The sequence below is a fragment of the Massilia solisilvae genome (assembly GCF_024753215.1).
Lineage (GTDB): Bacteria > Pseudomonadota > Gammaproteobacteria > Burkholderiales > Burkholderiaceae_D > Telluria > Telluria solisilvae.
Genome location: NZ_JANUGV010000003.1, coordinates 73,736 through 93,699 on the forward strand (window position 1 = coordinate 73,736; position 19,964 = coordinate 93,699).

Annotated in this window: 14 protein-coding genes; 10 read left to right on the forward strand and 4 right to left on the reverse strand. The window is 67.3% G+C overall.

Annotated features, from left to right (window positions below; translation table 11 throughout):
• Positions 1–138 precede the first annotated feature (138 nt).
• The 8 genes from NX773_RS13300 (at position 139) to NX773_RS13335 (ending at position 13,187) form a co-directional block, all read left to right on the forward strand.
• On the forward strand, positions 139–1,170 hold the full coding sequence (locus NX773_RS13300) for an arginine N-succinyltransferase (RefSeq protein WP_258856810.1): 1,032 nt from the start codon (positions 139–141) through the stop codon (positions 1,168–1,170).
• Positions 1,171–1,181: 11 nt separating this feature from the next.
• A complete protein-coding gene (astA, locus tag NX773_RS13305; protein WP_258856811.1) occupies positions 1,182–2,216 on the forward strand; it encodes an arginine N-succinyltransferase in 1,035 nt (344 codons plus the stop codon).
• A complete protein-coding gene (gene astD, locus NX773_RS13310; RefSeq protein WP_258856812.1) occupies positions 2,209–3,678 on the forward strand; it encodes a succinylglutamate-semialdehyde dehydrogenase in 1,470 nt (489 codons plus the stop codon). Before astA ends, astD begins: the two co-directional genes overlap by 8 nt.
• Positions 3,678–5,021 (forward strand): N-succinylarginine dihydrolase, encoded by a 1,344-nt coding sequence (astB, locus tag NX773_RS13315; RefSeq protein WP_258856813.1) that lies wholly within the window; start codon positions 3,678–3,680, stop codon positions 5,019–5,021. Before astD ends, astB begins: the two co-directional genes overlap by 1 nt.
• 193 nt (positions 5,022–5,214) lie before the next feature.
• Positions 5,215–9,918 carry an NAD-glutamate dehydrogenase domain-containing protein gene (locus tag NX773_RS13320; protein WP_258856814.1) on the forward strand — a complete coding sequence of 1,568 codons (4,704 nt, stop codon included), beginning with the start codon at positions 5,215–5,217 and terminating at the stop codon, positions 9,916–9,918.
• Entirely contained in the window at positions 9,918–10,916 is a 999-nt protein-coding gene (locus NX773_RS13325) for a succinylglutamate desuccinylase (RefSeq protein ID WP_258856815.1), read from the forward strand. Before NX773_RS13320 ends, NX773_RS13325 begins: the two co-directional genes overlap by 1 nt.
• 64 nt (positions 10,917–10,980) lie before the next feature.
• Positions 10,981–12,099: an NADH:flavin oxidoreductase/NADH oxidase gene (locus NX773_RS13330; protein WP_258856816.1), complete on the forward strand. Its 1,119-nt coding sequence runs from the start codon at positions 10,981–10,983 to the stop codon at positions 12,097–12,099.
• Positions 12,100–12,326: 227 nt separating this feature from the next.
• Positions 12,327–13,187: a GIN domain-containing protein gene (locus tag NX773_RS13335; protein WP_258856817.1), complete on the forward strand. Its 861-nt coding sequence runs from the start codon at positions 12,327–12,329 to the stop codon at positions 13,185–13,187.
• Between the two features lie 88 nt (positions 13,188–13,275).
• On the opposite strand, the gene hmpA is transcribed toward NX773_RS13335, so the two are convergent.
• Positions 13,276–14,469, reverse strand: coding sequence for an NO-inducible flavohemoprotein (gene hmpA, locus NX773_RS13340; protein WP_258856818.1), 1,194 nt, complete (start codon positions 14,467–14,469; stop codon positions 13,276–13,278).
• Between the two features lie 224 nt (positions 14,470–14,693).
• Here hmpA and NX773_RS13345 point away from each other — a divergent pair, with 224 nt between their 5' ends.
• A complete protein-coding gene (locus tag NX773_RS13345) occupies positions 14,694–16,154 on the forward strand; it encodes an APC family permease (protein ID WP_258856819.1) in 1,461 nt (486 codons plus the stop codon).
• A 6-nt stretch (positions 16,155–16,160) separates the two neighbouring features.
• Here the strand turns inward: NX773_RS13345 and NX773_RS13350 are convergent, their stop codons facing one another.
• A complete protein-coding gene (locus NX773_RS13350) occupies positions 16,161–16,802 on the reverse strand; it encodes an ArsR/SmtB family transcription factor (RefSeq protein ID WP_258856820.1) in 642 nt (213 codons plus the stop codon).
• A gap of 113 nt (positions 16,803–16,915) precedes the next feature.
• Between NX773_RS13350 and NX773_RS13355 the strand changes: the two genes are divergently transcribed.
• On the forward strand, positions 16,916–18,196 hold the full coding sequence (locus NX773_RS13355; protein WP_258856821.1) for an MFS transporter: 1,281 nt from the start codon (positions 16,916–16,918) through the stop codon (positions 18,194–18,196).
• Positions 18,197–18,264: 68 nt separating this feature from the next.
• Here NX773_RS13355 and NX773_RS13360 read toward each other — a convergent pair whose 3' ends face one another.
• A complete protein-coding gene (locus NX773_RS13360; RefSeq protein ID WP_258824407.1) occupies positions 18,265–18,585 on the reverse strand; it encodes a c-type cytochrome in 321 nt (106 codons plus the stop codon).
• A 364-nt stretch (positions 18,586–18,949) separates the two neighbouring features.
• Entirely contained in the window at positions 18,950–19,951 is a 1,002-nt protein-coding gene (locus tag NX773_RS13365) for an FAD:protein FMN transferase (protein ID WP_258856822.1), read from the reverse strand.
• Between the last annotated feature and the right edge of the window lie 13 nt (positions 19,952–19,964).

The following is a 19,964-nucleotide window of genomic DNA, read 5'->3' on the forward strand; positions in this document are numbered from 1 at the left end:
CCCGCGCAGGCGGGGACCCATACTGAGCCAGCAGGACCCGCAAGCGGCAACGAGCCGCACACTCAGCATGGGTCCCCGCCTGCGCGGGGACGACGCGCAAAGGGTGGCGGTCTGTCGCACGCACTTTTGGGAGTTCACATGTTTGTAGTCCGTCCGGTGGAACTAGCGGATGTCGGCGCCCTGGAGACCCTGGCCGCGCTGCCGATGCCGGGAGTGCACACCCTGCCGCGCACGCGCGAAAAGCTGACCGCATCGGTCGAGCGTTCGATCGCATCGTTCGCCGCGCACGTCGATATCCCGAGCGAAGAGTCGTACATGTTCGTGCTCGAGGATACGGGGAGCGGCGAGATCGTCGGCACCGCCGCGATCCACGCCTCGGCCGGGTCGAACGGCACCTATTTCGCTTTCCGCAACGACGTCATCCAGCAGGTCTCGCGCGACCTGAACATCAGCCACAGCGTGCATGCGCTGACCCTGTGCTCGGAGCTGACCGCGTACTCGCAGCTGTCGGGCTTCTACGTGCGCGAGGGCGACGACGCCGGCGCCGAGGCCGCGCTGCTCTCTCGCGCGCGCCTGCTGTTCGCCGTGCTGTCGCCGCACCGCTTCGGCGACCGCTTTTTCGTGCCGCTGGCCGGCGTCACCGATGCCGAAGGCCAGTCGCCGTTCTGGAATGCGCTGGGCCGCAAGTTCTTCAAGATGGACTTCCTCGACGCCGAGCGCGTCACCGGCGGCACCCGCAACCGCACCCTGATCGTCGAGCTCATGCCGCACTACCCGGTGTACGTGCCGCTGCTGCCCGGCGACGCGCAGGCGGCGATGGGACAGATCCACCCCAGCGGCCAGCTCGCGTTCAACTTGCTGGCCGAAGAGGGCTTCGAGTCGGACGAATACATCGACATCTTTGACGGCGGCCCGATCCTGCTGGCGCACAAGAACGCGCTGCGCTCGTTCGCCGGCTCGATGATGCGCCGCGTGGCGACCTGCGACGAGATCGCCAGCGCGCCCGATGCGCTGGTCAACTACGCAGTGGCCAGCAGCGAAAACCATTTCCGCGCCGTGACCGTGGCCTGCCCCTCGGCCGACACGGGCGAGACGATCTGCCTGCCGCCCGACGCGCAACGCGCGCTGAAGGTGGAACCGGGCGAGAACGTCATCTGCGTGAGAATCTGAAAGAGGAAGCCATGCTCCTTATCCGTGCCATCCAAGCCAACGACCTGGACGCCCTGATCGACCTGGCGCGCCAGGTGGGCAGCGGCATGACCACCCTGAAGCCCGACCGCGAGATGCTGGGCGCGCGCGTGACCTGCGCCGTAGCCTCGTTCGCGCAGACGATACCGCCGGAAGAGCGCGACTACATGTTTGTGCTCGAGGACACCGCCGTCGGCCGCATCGCCGGCGTGTGCGCGATCAAGGGCGCCGTCGGCCTGACCGAGCCGTTCTACAACTACCGCATCGGCACGCTGGTGCACTCCAGCCGCGAACTCGGCGTGTTCACCCGCATGGACACGCTGTACCTGTCCAACGACCTGACCGGTTCGTCCGAACTGTGCTCACTGTTCCTGCTGCCGGAATACCGCGCGGGCTTCAACGGCAAGTGGCTGTCCAAAAGCCGCTTCCTGTTCATCGCCCAGTTCGCGCATCTGTTCACCGAGAAGATCATCGCGGAGATGCGCGGTTTCCAGCTTGACGACGGCTCCTCGCCGTTCTACGAAGGACTGGGGCGCCACTTCTTCAAGATGGATTTCAATCACGTGGACGGCCTGACCGCGCTCGGCAAGAAGTCGTTCATCGCCGAGCTGATGCCGCGCCAGCCGCTGTACGTGGCCTACCTGCCGCAAGAGGCGCAGGACGCGATCGGCCAGGTGCACCGCTCCACGCTCCCGGCGCGCAAGCTGCTCGAGCACGAGGGCATGCACTACGAGGGCTACATCGACATCTTCGACGCTGGCCCGGTGCTGCAGGGCCGCGTCTCAGAGCTGCGCGCGGTGCGCGACAGCGTGCTGGCGGTGGCCGAGGAAGGCCGGCCCGAGGGCGAGACCGACCACGTGCTGGTATCGAACACGAAGCTGGACGACTTTCGCATGGTGCTGACCCAGGCGTGCCCGGGCGAGCCGCGCATTGCGCTCACCGCGCAGGAGCTGTCGCAGCTGCATTGCCAGGCGGGCGACCAGGTGCGCACGCTGTCACTCAACGTAAGGAAGAACACCAATGGCTAACCTGTCGAATTACATCAACGGCGAATGGCAAGCCGGCAGTGGTCCCTTGCTGGCGACGATCGACCCGTCCACCGGGCGCCAGACCTGGACCAGCAACGAATCGACCGCGGGCGATGTGGCCCGTGCCGCGCAGGCGGCGCATGACAAGTTCGAGGACTGGGCGCTCACGTCCTTGGAAGAGCGCATCGCGATCTGCCAGCGCTTTCGCGACCTGCTGAAGGAAAACGCCGAGGACCTCGCCGCCACCATCGCCGAGGAAGTGGGCAAGCCGCTGTGGGAAGCGCGCACCGAAGTGGCCACGATGGCGGGCAAGATCGACATCTCGGTCGCCTCGTACAACGCGCGCACCGGCGAGACCGCCGCCAAGGTCGCGGACGGCAATGCCGTGCTGCGCCACCGCCCGCACGGCGTGTTCGCCGTGTTCGGCCCGTACAACTTCCCGGGCCACCTGCCCAACGGGCACATCGTCCCCGCCCTCATCGCGGGCAACACGCTGGTATTCAAGCCCAGCGAGTACGCGCCGCGCACCGCCGTGAAAACCGTGCAGCTGTGGGAGAAGGCCGGCCTGCCCAAGGGCGTGCTCAACCTCGTCAACGGCGGCCGCGACACCGGCGTGGCGCTGGGCCAGAACCCGCTGATCGACGGCGTGCTGTTTACCGGCAGCAGCCAGACCGGCGCCGCGCTGCACAAGCAGTTCGCCGGCCAGACCAGCAAGATGCTGGCGCTGGAGATGGGCGGGAACAACCCGCTGGTGGTGTGGGACGTGAAGGATATCGACGCGGCCGTGCACCATGCGGTGATGTCGGCCTTCATTTCGGCCGGCCAGCGCTGCACCTGCGCGCGCCGCCTGATCGTGCACGATACGCCCGAAGGCCAGGCTTTCATCGACCGCCTGGTCGAGGTGGCGGCCAAGCTGGCGGTCGGCCCGTCCAACGCGGACCCGCAGCCGTTCATGGGCCCGGTGGTATCCGCCGCCGTTGCCGCGCGCCTGGTGAAGGCGCAGGCCGACATGGCAGAGAAGGGCGGCAAGGTGCTGCTGCAGATGCGCCAGCTGAACCCGGACGCGGGCTTTGTCACCGCCGGCATCGTGGACGTGACCGATGCCAGGGGCATCCCCGACGAAGAGTGGTTCGGCCCGCTGCTGCAGGTGATCCGCGTGAAGGACTTCGACCTGGCGATCAAGGTCGCCAACGCCACCGAATTCGGTCTCGCCGCGGCGCTCTTGTCGCCGTCGGAAGAACTGTGGAAGCGCTTTGCCGTCAAGGCGCGCGCGGGCATCGTCAACTGGAACCGCCCGACCACGGGCGCCGCCAGCTCGGCGCCGTTCGGCGGCGTCGGCAAGTCGGGCAACCATCGCCCGAGCGCCTACTACGCCGCCGATTACTGCGCCTACCCGGTCGCCTCGATCGAGGCGGCCGAACTCGAAATGCCGGCCAAGCTGTCGCCGGGGCTGGTGATCTGATGCTGGGCGCGCGCGAATTCAACTTCGACGGGCTGGTGGGGCCGTCGCACAACTACGCGGGGCTCTCGTTCGGTAACGTCGCCTCGTTCAACAACGTGCGCAGCGCCTCCAACCCGCGCCAGGCCGCGCTGCAGGGGCTGGCCAAGATGCGCGCGCTGGCCCAGCGCGGCTTCGCGCAGGCGCTGCTGCCGCCGCAGGCGCGTCCCAACTTTCGCATGCTGCGCGCGATCGGTTTTTCCGGCACCGATGCCGACGTGGTGGCCCAGGCCTGGCGCGATGCGCCGGTGATCCTGGCCTGTGCGTACTCGGCCGCGCCGATGTGGACCGCCAACGCCGCCACCGTGAGCCCGTCGGCCGACACGCTGGATGGCCGCGTGCACTTCACCAGCGCGAACCTGAACAACAAGCTGCACCGCTCGGAAGAGCACCGGCAGGCCACCCGCACGCTGCGCGCGATCTTCGCCGACCAGGAGCGGTTCGTGGTGCACGACGCGCTGCCGCCCACGCCGGCGTTCGGCGACGAGGGCGCGGCCAACCACACGCGCCTGGCGCGCGAGCATGGCAGCGCGGGCGTGGAATTCTTCGTGTATGGCCGCGTCGAGTTCGACCCGTCCGCCCCGTTCCCCAAAAAGTACCCGGCACGCCAGACGCTCGAAGCGTCGCAGGCGATCGCGCGGCTGCACGGGCTGAACCCGGCGCAGGTCGTGTTCGCCCAGCAGAACCCGGCGGTGATTGACCAGGGCGTGTTCCACAACGACGTGATCGCGGTCGGCAACGGCAACGTGCTGTTCTACCACGAGCAGGCCTTCGCCGACGAGCAGGAGACGTTGGCGGCACTGCGCGTCGCGATGGAAAACGTGGACGCCGGGCTCACCGCCATCCGGGTGGACAGCGCCGACGTGCCGGTGGCCGACGCGGTGGCGAGCTACCTGTTCAACAGCCAGCTGCTGTCCAAGCCGGACGGGAAGATGGCGCTGGTGGTGCCGCACGAGTGCCACGAGAACCCTGCGGTTGCGCGCTACCTGGGCCAGTTGACCGCCAGCGGCGGCCCGGTGGACGAGCTGGTCGAGTTCGACCTGCGCCAGAGCATGCGCAACGGAGGCGGCCCGGCGTGCCTGCGCCTGCGCGTCGTCCTCACCGACGAAGAAGCGCGCGCGATGCACCAGGGCGTGATCATGACCGAGGCGCTGTATGCACGCCTGGTGCCATGGGTGGAAAAGCACTACCGCGACCGGATCGAGCCCAAGGACCTGGCCGACCCGCAGCTGGCGATCGAATGCATGGCCGCGCTGGAGGACCTGGAGACGATCCTGGGCCTGCCTGGCCTGTACGACTTGTCGTGAATTTGAAAAAAGATGGCCGTGTTCAAGGTGATTCCACCCGCACGGCATGTTCTAATAGCACGCTAATGATGCTCCCAGGATAAGGGAGCCGATGGATTTGGACGGGCCAACCCCGTCCCCAACAAAGCCGACAGGGCAAAGGCCAAAAGCCTGCGCCCGACCGGCAACAATATCTACGCTTTGGAGAAGCAACATGAAAGACATGCCTCAAGATTTGCGTGCCCAGACACTGGCTCTGGTGAGCGCAAGCCAGGGCGCTGCCGGCGCCACCCAGGAGGTGCGCGCCCTCATCAGCGCCTGGATCGAATCGCTCGACGAAGAAGACCTGGCCGGCACCGCGCCGCAGAGCCTTGCGCCGGTGCTGTGGGACGGCTTCACCCAGGTCGCCCAGCGCCAGGGCAGCAGCTGCCAGATCGCGAAAATGCGCTATTCCGACGGGCGCGGAGGCATGGCGACCGCCTTGCTGATCCTGAATGACGACATGCCCTACCTGGTAGACTCGTTCGTGATGGCCCTGCGCCGCGAGCGCATCGCCGCCGCCGGCGTGATGAACGCCGTGCTGGCCGTGCGCCGCGACGCCAACGGCATGGTGCAGTCGGTTGGCGAAGCCGGGGCGCCGCTCGAGTCGTACGTGCTGTGCCTGCTGGCAGAGGACCTGTCTTTCGACGAACTGGACAAGCTGACCGCGCGCATCCGCATGGTGGCAAACGACGCGTCCATCGTGCATCGCGACGCCGTCGCCATGGCCGACCGCATGACCGCGGTGGCCGCCGCCGCTGCCGCCAGCGGCACGCCCGCAGGCCAGGAAGTGGCCGCATTCCTGGAATGGGCCAAGAACGAAGGCTTCGAAGCGTTCGGCTACGCCTACTACGTGGCCAAGCCGGGCGCCAAGGAACTGGAGCGCGACATTCCCAGCCGCACCGGCGTGCTGCAGGATACGGCGCATCCGGTGTACGGCACCTGCATCGCCAACATCCCGGGCGACGTCGAGACCCTGGCCAAATTCAGCGAGCCGCTGTCGATCGTGAAAGCCGATGCCGAGGGCACGCTGCACCGCGACCAGCCGCTCGACTTCATCGGTGTACGCAACGCCGACTCGCAAGGGAACATCCTGGGCCTGCACTGCTTCGTGGGCCTGTTCACCCGCGCCGCCACCTCTACCCCGCTGGCGCGCCTGCCGTTCGCGCGCGGCCGGGTGGCCAAGGTGCTGTCGATCGCCGGCGTGCGCCAGGAAGGCTTCCGCGCCGAGAAGTTCGTCGAGATCCTCGAATCGCTGCCGCGCACCGAGGCGCTGGAAGCCGATCCGGAATGGCTGGCGCAGGTGTGCAGCTCGGTGGTGTCGCTATACAAGCAGCCGCGCGCCAAGGTGTTCGCGCGCCGCGACGTGTACGGCCGCCACCTGAACGTGCTGGTGTACCTGCCGCGCGAGCGCTTCTCCAGCGCCGTGGCAGCATCGCTGGCCGAAGCGCTCAAGGCCAGCTCGGGCGCGCGCGAAGTGCGCTCGCAGACCCTGGTGGCCGATGGCCCGCTGGCCCGCGTGTACCTGACCGCGCACGCGGCGCGCTATCCGCTGGACCTGGAAACCGACATCCAGAAGCCGCTGCTGTCCGTGCTGGACGGCTGGCACGACCGCTTCGCCACCCTGGTCAACACGCTGGACGACGCCGGCCCGCGCAACGCGCTCAAGAAGCTGGTGCCGACCCTGCCGGTGAACTACGTGACCGCGACCCCGCCGGAAGTGGCCTTCCGCGACCTGCAGGCCGTGCTCAAGAACGGCCAGCCGAACCACGTGACCGTGCGCGTCGAGACCGACGGCACCAACGCGTCGGTGCGCCTGTACACCGGCGACTCCGTTCCCTCGCTGTCGCGCATCCTGCCGGCGCTGCACAATGCCGGCGTGGCCATCGACCGCGAGCAGACCTTTGCCATCACCACCTCCGACGGCGCGCGCCACTACGTGACCAGCCTGGCCGCGGATATTGATTCTGCCGCCAACCTGGCCAAGCCGGGCATTGCGCCGGTGGCCGAGGAGCTGTTCACGGCGCTGTTCAACGACGAAGCCGAGGACGGCCGCCTGAACGGGCTGGCGATCCTGGGCGGCCTGTCGCTGCGCCAGGTGCAGCTGGTGCGCGCGTACATCAGCTACTGGCGCCAGGCCGGCAGCAAGTTCACCGTGCGCTACATGGCCGAGACCCTGCGCTCGCGCCCGGATCTGGCCAAGGAACTGGTGGGCGGCGTGCTGCAGCGCTTTAACCCGGCGCTCTCCGAACAGGAGCGTGCCGCCGGCACCGACAAGCTGCAGGCCCTGAAGGCTGGCCTGGCATCGGTCAACCACGCCGACACCGAAGAGATCTTCGCCGCGCTGGTGGACCTGGCGCTGGCCACGGTGCGCACCAACTACTTCCAGGCCGAGGCAGCGGGCAGCGACAAGATCATCTTCAAGTTCGACACCAGCCACCTCGCGCTGGTGCCGGAACCGCGCCCGTTCCGCGAAATCTATGTGTTCTCGCGCCGCTTCGAAGGCGTGCACCTGCGCGGCGGCCCGGTGGCCCGCGGCGGCCTGCGCTGGTCGGACCGCATGGAAGACTACCGCACCGAGGTGCTGGGCCTGGTGAAGGCGCAGATGGTCAAGAACGCCGTCATCGTGCCGGCCGGCTCCAAGGGCGGTTTCATCTGCAAGATGATGCCGAAGGACGCGGCGCGTGAAGTGGTGGCGGCCGAAGGCGAGGCAGTGTACCGCCTGTTCATTGCGAGCCTGCTGGAGGTGACCGACAACCGCGTGCGCGGCGCCATCGTGCCGCCGAGCGACACGGTGCGCTACGACCAGGACGACCCGTACCTGGTGGTTGCCGCCGACAAGGGCACCGCAACGTTCTCGGACATCGCCAACAGCATCGCGGTCAAGCGCGGCTTCTGGCTGGGCGACGCGTTCGCATCCGGCGGCTCGAACGGCTACGACCATAAGAAGATGGGCATCACCGCCAAAGGCGCGTTCGAAGCGGTCAAGCGCCACTTTTACGAGATGGGCCACGACATGAACACCACCCCGGTGACGGTGGTAGGCGTGGGCGACATGTCGGGCGACGTGTTCGGCAACGGCGTGCTCCTGTCGCGCAAGCTCAAGCTGCTGGCCGCGTTCGACCACCGCCATATCTTCCTCGACCCGAACCCGGACTGCGAAGTCTCGTTCAAGGAGCGCCAGCGCATGTTCGCGCTGCCGCGCTCGTCGTGGGAAGACTACGACAAGTCGCTGATCTCGGCCGGCGGCGGCGTGTTCCCGCGTAGCGCCCGCCATATCGAGCTCTCGCCGCAGGTGCGCGAGGCGCTGGATATCGAAGAGACCACGCTCACGCCGGAAGAGCTGATGCACCGCATCCTGCTGGCGCCGGTGGACCTGTTCTACAACGGCGGCATCGGCACCTACATCAAGGCCTCGACCGAGACCAACGCGCAGGTGAAGGACCGCGCCAACGACAACATCCGCGTCAGCGGCAATGAGCTGCGCTGCAAGGTGGTGGCCGAGGGCGGCAACCTGGGCGCGACCCAGGCCGGCCGTATCGAGTTCGCGCTGGCGGGCGGCCGCATCTTCACCGATGCGATCGACAACTCGGCCGGCGTGGACTGCTCGGACCACGAGGTCAACGTCAAGATCTGGCTCGACACCGAGGTGAACGCCGGCGAGCTGTCCGAAGCGGACCGCAACCACCTGTTGACCGCCATGACCGGCGACATCGAGGACCTGGTCCTGCGCGACAACAAGCTGCAGACCCACCTGCTGGTGCGCGAGGTACAGGCGCAATCGAACGCCTCGGTGGTCGATGGCTACGCTGCCCTCATCACCAGCCTGGAAAGCGAAGGCGCCGTATCGCGCGACCTGGAGCAGCTGCCGACCGACGCCGAACTGGCGCGCCGCAAGGCGCTGGGCCTGGGCCTCACCGCGCCGGAACTGGCGGTGGTGATCGCCAACGTGAAGAACCGCTTCAAGCGCATCCTGGCGACCCTGCCGCTGACCGAGTTGCCGTGGGCGCGCACCGTGCTGCGCCCGTACTTCCCGGCGCAGCTGGTGGCCAAGCGCGATCCGCTGGCGCACCCGCTGGCCAACGCGATCCTGGCGACCGTGCTGGCCAATGAATCGGTCAACCGCTGCGGCCCGCTGATGCTGCGCGACCTGGCCACCGAGCACCACGTGGACGAAGCCGAGGTGATCAAGGCATTCGGCCGCGCCTGGGCCGCGCTGCACCTGGAGCCGGTGTTCCACGCGCTCGACGCCGACGCGCTGAACGTGCCGCGCGACGTCTCGGTGATCGTGGACATGCGCACCCGCGCCATGCTGCGCGCCGTGATCGAAGGCGTGCTGTCGCTGCCGGGCGGCGCCGACGGCATGCAGGAGCTGTCGAACCTGTTCGCGCAAGCGGACCAGGTGCGCCAGCTGATGCCCGCCAAGCTGGAGGCCGACGGCCACGCCGGCCTGCCGCAGGACTTCGTGCAGGCATGGAAGGCGGTCGATACCGTCGACTCGCTGTCGACCTTCCTGTTCGCGGCGGTGTCGGTGCAGCGAGCAGTGGGCATGTCGCTGCCGCAGTTCCTGCAAGTTGGCATGGCGCTGCGCCAGGCGGCCGGCATCGACAACCTGGAGCGCGGCCTGAAGCTGGCGGCGACCAGCAAGTCCCAGGAGCAGCTGCGCAACTACGCGATGCAGGCCCTGCGCCGCACCCAGCAACGCCTGCTGATGCAGGTGCTGGAGCGTGCCAAAGGCGGCGATGCGATGGCTGCCGTGCGCGCCGTGATGCAGGAGCGTGGCCTGGCCGGCTACACCCTGCCGACGGACCTGGAGCAGGCCATGCTCGACGTGTGGGCGCTGTCCGAGGGCACCAGCCCGGATCGCATCGCGGCCTGATGCTGAGCTCCCAGCCAAGCAACGCGCTGCCGGAAGCAGTGCGCGCACTGGCCGAAGCGGATTTCGGCACAGTCGCGCAGCGCTTTCGCGACGCCGGCTTTGCGGTCGCGCTGCCCGCCAAGGGCATCATGACCGTCAAGCCGGCGGATGGCCAGACCCGTCCCGCCGTGCTGCTGTCGGTGGGCGTGCACGGTGACGAGACCGGGCCGATCGAAATGGTCGCGCACGCGGTCGAGGCGCTGTCGCGCGCGCCGCAGCAGCTGGCGGTGGACCTGATGCTGTGTGTCGGGAACATCGACGCGATTCGGGCGGGCAAACGTTTCATCGACGCCGACCTCAATCGCATGTTCCGGGCGCAGCGCGGCGCGCTGGCCGGCACCGCCGAGGCGGCGCGGGCGGACGCGATGATCGCGGCCACTGCCGCGTTCTTCGACGGGGCAGGGCCGGTGCGCTGGCATCTGGACCTGCACACGGCGATCCGCGCCTCGCACTACCCGACGTTCGCGGTGGTGCCCGAGCTGATTGAACAGGACCGCAAGCAGGCGCTGGTCGGCTGGCTCGGCGCAGCGGCTATCGGCGCGGTGATCATGAACCCGAAGTCCTCCGGCACCTACAGCTACCACTGCGCGGAGCATCACGGCGCGGCCGCCAGCACGGTGGAACTGGGCCGCATCGGCACGCTGGGGCAGAACGACCTGTCGCAGTTTGCCGACGTTGCGGCGGCGCTGGATCGGCTGCTGCGCGGCGAGCCGCAGCGGCAGGCCGGGCAGCCGCACGTGTTCAAGCAGGTGCAGGAAATCATCAAGCATTCCGACGCTTTCCGCATGAGCGTTGGGCGCGACACGCAGAACTTCACGGCGCTCAAGCGTGGCGAGGTCATCGCCACCGACGGCGATACTGTTTATACCGTTCAGCACGACGAGGAGCTGGTCGTGTTTCCCAATCCGGACGTCCGGGTCGGCCTGCGGGCTGGCTTGATGGTCGTTCGCGTCGCCTGAATCACCCGCAGCACACTTCTCCCGTGCGCGCTAGACTAGCTGTTTCGAAAACACGGGAGTCTTCATGAGCAAGCTTTTCACGCCCATCGCACTCGGCCCGCTGCAACTGGAAAACCGCATCGCGATCGCGCCGATGTGCCAGTACTCGGCCGACGGCAACGGCATGGCCACCGACTGGCACACCATTCATCTCGGCCACCTGGCGCTGTCGGGTGCGGGGCTGCTGATCATCGAGGCGACCGCCGTCACGCAGGAAGGCCGTATCTCGCCGGATGACCTGGGCCTGTGGTCGGACGCGCATGCTGAGGCGCTCAAGCCTGCCATCGAATCGATGCGCCGCTATTCGCCGATCAAGATCGCCATCCAGCTTGGCCATGCCGGGCGCAAGGCGTCGAGCGAAGTGCCGTGGCAGGGCGGCGCGAACCTGCCGGTGGACAATCCGCGCGGCTGGCAGACCGTCGCGCCGTCCGCGCTCCCGCATGCCGAAGGCGAAACCGTGCCGGTGGCGCTGGACAAGGAGGGGCTGGCGCGCATCAAGGAAGGCTTTGCCGCTTGCGCCCGCCGCGCGCATGCGCTGGGTCTGGACGCCATCGAGTTGCACGGCGCCCACGGCTACCTGCTGCACCAGTTCATGTCGCCGCTGTCGAACCGGCGCACCGACGAATACGGCGGATCGCTGGAAAACCGCATCCGCTTTCCGCTGGAAGTGTTCAAGGCCGTGCGCGACGCCGTGCCGGCGCCGATGGTGGTCGGCATGCGCATTTCGGCCACCGACTGGGTCGAGGGCGGCTGGGACCTGGAGCAGAGCCTCGTGCTGACCAGGGAGCTGGAAAAACTGGGCTGCCAGTTCATCCACGTGTCCAGCGGCGGCTTGTCGCCACAGCAGAAGATTCCGCTCGGCCCGGGCTACCAGATCGACTTCGCCGCCCGCATCAAGGCCGAGACCAGCATGCCGACCATCGGGGTGGGCCTGATCACCGAGCCGCTGCAGGCCGAGACGATCATCCAGTCGGGCCAGGCGGACATGGTGGCGCTGGCGCGCGCGATCCTGTACGACCCGCGCTGGCCGTGGCACGCCGCCGCCGAGTTGGGCGCGCAGGTGTCGGCGCCGCCGCAGTACTGGCGTTCGCAGCCGCACCAGCTCAAGAACTTGTTCGGGCCGACCAAACTGGGGCAGCGCTGACCGGTACGGTGGTCACGCGTCCAGCAAGCGCTTGCGTTGATTGAACGCGTGGGCAGCCGAGCTGCCCACCCTACGAAGGCCAGACCGCCACTGGTCCGCGCTTTCGACGCTTCAGCACGCAAATCCTGCAGCTCGTCGCAACGGCGATGCGGGGTGACGGGGGGCTGGTTAAAGTGACAGCATGGTCCTTGAGGCCAGCTGACACAAATAACGAAAAAGGCCCCCTCATGCGCAAACTGATTTCCATCGCCTGCCTCGCTGTCCTGGGCGGGTGCGCCATCATCGTCAGTCCCAACGATGGCGACGTTCACGTCCGTACTGCCTTCAGCAGCGACCCCGCTGTCGAAGGCAACGGCATTTCTGCGCGCGACGAGCGCGTGATAGGCAGCTTCCAGCACCTGCGCGTGAACGGCGCGATGGTGGTCGACGTGCGCGTCGGTCCCGCGCCTTCGCTGGTGGTGGAGGCCGATTCGAACCTGCTGCCGCTGATCCATACCGACAGCAGCGGCGACACCCTGAACATCTACGCCGACCGCATCCGCAGCCGTAATCCGGTCCACATCACCTACACGGTGCCGCGCCTGACCGAACTGCATTCGAACGGATCGGGCCGCGTTACAGTGCTGGGCCTGAACGGCGCGCCCCTGGGCGTGCAACTGAACGGCTCGGGCGCGGTGGAGCTGGCCGGCGACGTGGACCAGTTCGATGCGCGCCTGAACGGGTCGGGCCGGCTGGATGCAAGCCGCCTGCGCTCGGCCGGCGCGGAACTGAAGGTGAATGGATCGGGTAGCCTGATCGCCGGGGAACTGCGTGGCGACCACGCGACCATCGGCATCCACGGCTCGGGCCAGGTGCAGGCGCGCGGCATGGTGCGCGTGCTGAACGTGCGCACTACCGGATCGGGTAACGCGGAACTGGAAGGCTTGACGAGCGATCGCGCCGACCTGGCCACGAGCGGCTCGGGCGGCATCTACGCCAATGTGCGCCAGACACTGCTGGCGCAAACCACCGGCTCGGGCCCGATCCGCGTGCGCGGCAATCCGGCAGAGCGCAATATCAGCGGCAAGTCGGTGCGGCTGGTCGACTGAGCGGTCAGTCGGCGCACGCCGGGATAATGGTCGCAGTTGCGACTTCGGGAAGTCAGCATGGGTCCCGGCGTCCGCCGGGACGACCGTCTCAGAGCAGGTTGTCGAGCAGGTCCGGTCCGAACACTTCGCGGTGCAGGCGTTCAGCCGGGGCGCCGGCGGCCAGCAGCGCGTTCCACTGCTCCTGCATGAAGGGCAGCGGGCCGCACATGTACACGTTGGTCTCCGACAGCGGCCAGCCGGGCAGCCGGGCCAGGTCCATCCGTCCCGGCAGCGCGCCCGCGTCGCCGTCCACCTCTTCATAGAACGTCACCACGTGCAGGTAGGGCATGCGCGCCTTGGCCGCCGCGATGTCGGCCTGGTGCGCGTGGTGCGCCGCATCGACGGCTGCGTGCGCAAAGATCACGCGGCGCTCGGGGTTGGCTTGCGCGATGCGGTTGAGCGCCGCGATCATCGGCGTGATGCCCACGCCGGCCGACAGCAGCACCACCGGGTCGATCGACTCGGTGTCCGGGGTGAATTCGCCAAACGGGTGCGTCACCTGCAGTACGCTGCCCGGCTTGACGTTCGCGTGGATCCAGTTCGACACCGTGCCGGCCGGCATGCCGCCGGCGCCGTCCTCGCGCTTGACCGAAATGCGCAGGCTGTCCTGGCCCGGTGCGTCCGACAGGCTGTACTGGCGCAGCTGGCGGCGCCCGTCGCCGAAGTCTACGGCCACGCTCACGTACTGGCCGGCGGCGAACGGCGGCAGCGGTGCGCCATCTTCCGGCACCAGGCGGATCGACAGCACGGTCTCGCTCTCGCGGGTGACGCCGGTGACGCGCATGGCGCGGGTTTCGCCGGCCGCGACGCCCGCTTCGTCGTACATCGCGCGCTCGGCGTCCACCAGCAGCGTGGCCAGCGACCCGTAGGCCTCGGCCCAGGCGGCGATCAGTTCGGGCGTGGCCGCTTCGCCCAGCACTTCCTTGATCGCGCCCAGCAGGTGGTGGCCGACGATCGGGTAGTGTTCGGCCTTGATGCCGACCGAGGCGTGCTTGTGCACGATGCGCCTGACCACCGGCCCCAGGGCGGCGGCATTGTCGATGTTGGCCGCGTAGGCAAATACGGCCGAGGCGAGCGATTGCTGCTGCTTGCCGGCAGCCTGGTTGCCCATATTGAACAGGTTGGTCAGTTCAGGATGGGCGGCAAACATGTTGCGGTAAAAGGTGGTCGTGATGGCCAGGCCGTGCTCTCGCAGGACCGGCACGCTGGCGTCGATGTACGGACGCGATGCGGCGGAGATCATTCGAATTCCTTCGATACGTTCATGCAATATGCATGTTTATGGACTGAAAAAATGCCCGCTGGTCATGGGCGAGCAGGGCAGGGGCAGGATTGTATCGCAAAAGATGCAGAACTTATGAATGTTTAAGGAAAGTTTTTTCTTTCGCATGCGCATTACCCCTATAATCCGGGCTTTGGGCCGCGGAGATCCCGTTGCCTGCGACCAGCGCGACAAAAGGACACGCCTTGACGACGACACTGAGCCAAAAGCTGACCCGCACCAAAACCGCAGAGCGCACACTGGACGAGGGCCATGGCCACGACGGCAACCGGCTTGGTCGCACGCTGGGTTTGTTTCCGCTGACCATGATCGGTGTCGGGGCAACCATCGGCACCGGTATTTTCTTCACCATGGTGGAGGCGGTGCCCAAGGCCGGCCCGTCGGTCGTACTGTCGTTCTTGCTGGCCGCGCTCACCGCCGGCCTGACGGCCTTGTGCTACGCCGAGCTGGCCGACCGTGTGCCGGCGTCGGGCTCGTCGTATTCGTTTGCCTACGCCACGGTGGGCGAGTTCGGTGCCTTCGTGGTGGCGGCCTGCCTGCTGCTCGAATACGGCCTGGCAGCGTCGGCCACGGCGATCGGCTGGTCCGACTACCTGAACAATTTCCTGCACAACGCGGTCGGCTGGCAGATCCCCGAAGCGCTGCGCTCGCCGATGATCGTTTCCGGCAAGGCGGGCACGGAGTTCCATTTTGGCCACATCAACCTGCCGCCGATCCTGCTGGTGGTGCTGTGCTGCGTGCTGCTGATCCGCGGCACGCGCGAGTCAGCCACCACCAATGCGATCATGGTGCTGATCAAGCTGGCGATCCTGGTGTTCTTTTCCGTGATCGCCTTTACTGGCTTTAACATCAACAACTTCCATCCGTTCTTCGCGGGCACCAAGGGACTGGGCGACATGGCAGGCGTGACGGCGGCCGCCGGCACGGTGTTCTTTTCGTTCATTGGCCTGGACACCATCGCCACGGCGGGCGAGGAAACCCGGAACCCGACCCGCGACGTGCCGATCGGCATTCTGCTGGCGCTGGGCATTGTGACCGTGTTCTACATGCTGGTGGCGGTGGCCGCCCTCGGCGCGCAGCCGGCCGCGCTGTTCGAAGGGCAGGAGGCGGGACTGTCGGTGATCCTGCAGAACGTGACCGGCCAGGCCTGGCCGGCGCTGATTTTGTCGGCCGGCGCGGTGATCTCGGTGTTTTCCGTGACGCTGGTGACGATCTATGGCCAGACCCGCATCCTGTACGCGATCAGCCGCGATGGCCTGATCCCCAAGACCTTCCAGACCGTCAACCCGCGCACGCTGGCGCCGGTGAGCAACACGGTGATCGTGTCGGTCGTGGTCGGCATCGTGGCCGGCCTGGTCGATTCGACCTTCCTCTGGGACATGGTGAGCATGGGCACGCTGACCGCCTTTATCGTGGTGTCGATCGCGGTGCCGGTGATCCGCAAGAAGCAGGGCGAGGGCGTACGCAAGGGCTTCCGCGTGCCGTTCGGGCCCTATGTCGTGCCGGGGCTGTCGATCCTGGCCTGCCTGTACATCATGAAGGACCTGTCGCACACGACCTTCCGCGTGTTCGCGATCTGGATGACGGTGGCGATCATTACCTACTTCGTGTACGGCGTGCGCAACAGCCGGCTGAACCACCGCTAAGGGGCGTCAGGCCGCCCACTCGGCCACGCCTTCCTGCAGCTGGACGGCGTCGATGCCGTGCCGGCGCAGCAGCCGCACGGCATCGGCCGACATCAGGCAAAACGGCCCGCGGCAGTAGGCGATTACCGGCTTGTCCCGGGGCAGCTCGGACAGCCGCGTTTTCAGCTCCGCGACGGGCATCGAGCGCGCAAACGGCAAGTGGCCGGCCTCGAATTCGTCCGCGGGCCGCACGTCGATCACCACCACGTCGCCACGACGTGCCTTGGCCAGCAGGTCGTCACGGTTGTTGCCTTCCCATTCATGGGTGGCGGCGCGCAGGCCGCGCAGCGCTTCCTGCAGCTCGAACAGGCGGTCTTCGGCCAGCAGCCGGATCGCGACCCAGAAGCGGGCCACATCTTCGCTTGCCAGGCGGTAGACGACAAAGCGTCCCTGGCGCTCGGCATCGACCAGGCGCGCGGCCTTCAGTTCCTTCAGGTGTGCACTGGTCAGCTTGACGCTGATGCCCGCGTCCTGCGCCAGCACCTCCACCGTCTTGGGCGATTGGCACAACAGTTCCAGCAGCTCCAGCCGCTTTGGGCTGGCCGCCGCCTTGCCGATGCGCGCCACCTGCTCGTAGAGCGCGTCCTTGATGCTTCGATTCGATGTCATGGGAGAAGTCTGGGCAATGCCGGACACGGGGTCAAGTGCCGGCCGGGTTGACGTGCCGTGCGGGCGTGGATTACATTATATTCTAATAATCGTTGGAATATAGGAGGGATGCGATGTCCGAGGCAGCGCGCAATCTCGCGCCCCGGCCAGTCAGGCACGCGCTGCAACTGGGGCTGAAGGCAAACTGGCGCCAGTTCGCGCTGCTGGTCCTGGTCAACGCCTTCGTCGGGGCCATGGTGGGCATGGAGCGCGCCATCCTGCCGGCGATCGCGGAACAGGAATTCCGGCTGGTCGCGCATTCCGCGATCCTCGCCTTCATCGTCGTGTTTGGCGTAGCCAAGGCGCTCACCAACTATGTTGCCGGGCGCTTTTCGGATGCGTATGGCCGCAAGGCGATCCTGGTTGCCGGCTGGCTGTGCGCGGTGCCGGTGCCGTTCATGCTGATGTGGGCGCCGTCGTGGAACTGGATCCTCGCCGCCAATGCGCTGCTTGGCATCAGCCAGGGCCTGACCTGGTCGACGACCGTGATCATGAAGATCGACCTGGCCGGGCCCGCAAACCGCGGCACGGCGATGGGCATCAACGAGTTTGCCGGCTATTGCGCGGTCGGCGCCGCGGCGCTGGCCAGCGGCTGGCTGGCGGCGCGCTACGGCTTGCGGCCCGAACCGTTCTACCTGGGCGTGGCTTACGTCGTGCTCGGACTGCTGCTGTCGGTGACGGCGGTGCGCGAGACGCGCGACTACGCGCACCACGAGGCCGGCGCCGCGCCACCAGCGGCGCGGCCCTCGCAACGCGAGATCTATGCGCGCACCACCTGGCGCGACCCCGACCTGTCATCGATCAGCCAGGCGGGCCTGGTGAACAATCTCAACGACGGCATGGCCTGGGGCCTGTTCCCGCTCATTTTCGCCGCGGCGGGCTTGTCGCTGCGGCAGATTGGCGTGCTGGCGGCACTCTATCCGGCGGTGTGGGGCGTGTGCCAGCTGTTCACCGGGGCACTGTCCGACCGCATCGGGCGCAAGGGCCTGATCGTGGCGGGCATGTGGGTGCAGGCGGTGGGCATCGCGCTGGTCGCCGTGTCTGCGGCGTTCGCGTGGTTCGCGTGCGGCGCGCTGCTGCTTGGCGTTGGCACGGCCATGGTCTATCCGACCTTGCTGGCCGCGATCGGCGACGTGGTGAACCCGGCCTGGCGCGCTTCCGCCGTCGGCGTCTATCGGCTCTGGCGCGACCTCGGTTATGCGGTCGGCGCCTTGCTGTCCGGCCTCGTGGCGGACCGCTTCGGTGTTCCCGTCGCGGTGTGGGTGGTGGCGGCCCTGACCTTCCTGTCGGGCCTGGTGGTGGCGGTGCGCATGCGCGAGACGCGGCACGCCCGCCACGACCGCGCCACGCGCTGAATGCGCCAGCCCAAAGAAAAAGGCCGGGAGATTCCCGGCCCTTTTTCGGTGCGTGCGCGCTGCGCCGATCAGCTCGACTTGGAGACCATGAAGTCGATCGCTGCCTGCACTTCGGCGTCTTTCAGCGCCGGGTTGCCGCCTTTGGACGGCATCATTTTGAAGCCTTCCAGCGCGTGCTTGTACAGGGTCGGTTTGCCTTGCTTGATGCGCGGCGCCCAGCCAGCCTTGTCGCCCAGCTTGGGCGCGTTCAGCACGCCGCTGCCGTGGCACGAGACGCAGGTCGCGTTGTAGGTTTTTTCGCCGAGAGCGAGGTCGGGTTTGCCTGCGGCTTGGGCGCCGAATGCGGCCAGGCTGGCCACAGCCAGGATCACGAGCTTCGATACTTTCATGAAACGTTCCTTTTGATGCGGTTTTGGTTGCGGGATTCTGCAACTGTACATTGTCCCGGCGAATTGCTGCAAAAAAAATGAACCAAATCATGAAAAATGGAGGGACGGGTGTGGCCTTGCGTGTACGGCACACGTCCGCCGCGCTGCCGCCAGGCAGGACCACCAGCCCGCCGCGCGGCAGCGCGTTGACGCCTTCTTGTTTGAGTGGCATGCGTCTTCATCTTTGCACGCGATGCGCACTTGTCCCTGTTCGAACGCAAGCGAATGCGAACGGCAGCATAGTTGCGTCTGCCCACGCGTTCAGCCAGGGATGAGCCGCTTGGACGCGTGGGCAGGAAACCTGCCCACCCTACGTGTCTACGCGTCAATGTTTGTCGAGGCGCGCCTGCATTGCCGGCGTCATCACGACATTGCGGTTGGCGTCCACCAGCAGCACTTCGGTCAGGCCCAGGCGCTCGGCCATTTCTTTCCAGTGCTGCGGCCCGGAAACGAAGAGCGGCTTGGAGTGGCCGTCCGAGCGCAGGCCCACGTGCTCGCCGCCGCTGGCGATGATCGTCACCGAAGCGACCGTGTCGGTGGTGTCGCCGGTGCGCGGGTCGATGATGTGCGGGTGGCGCTTGCCGTCCTTCATGAAGTAGCGCTGGTAGTCGCCGCTGGTGCCGATCGCTTCGTTGTCGTGCAGCTCGACGCTGGCCAGCGCGCCGTCGCCGCGCGGGTCCTTGATGCCCACGCGCCAAGGGCGTTCGCCCGGCTGGCCGATGGCGATCATGTTGCCACCGGTGTTGACCAGCGCTGCCTTCACGTGTGCGGCGCGCAGGATCTCCACGGCGCGGTCCAGTGCGTAGCCCTTGGCGTAGCCGCCCAGGTCGATCATCACCGCCGGGTTCACGCTGCGGATGCGCGTGCCCTGGTAGCGCAGGTCCGACAGGCGCGGATTGGCCTTCACCCACTTGTCGATCTCGGCCTGCGATGGCCCCTGCGCGTGGATGTCGCTGCTCTGGAAACCCCACAACCGGATCAGGTGGCCGATCGCGGGGTTGAACAGGTTGTCCGATTGCGCCGACAGCAGCGCGGCCGATTGCAGCAGGCTGACCATTTCGGCGTCGGCCTGGAAGGTCTCGCCGCGCGCGATCGCGTCGTTCAGCGCCGTGAGCTGGCTTGGCTGCCAGGCGTGGAACTTGTGGTGCAGGCGGTCGAATTCGCGCAGCACCTCGTCGCCCAGCTGCTGGGCGCGCTGTTCGCTTTCGCCGTAGATGCTGACCTCGACCTGGGTGCCGAACACGTGCCCCTGCACGTGATAGACCTGGTCGTGCCGGGCGCAGCCCGCAAGCAGCAGGAACAGCCAGCCAATGAACAGGATTCTCATCGCAAGCTCCTTG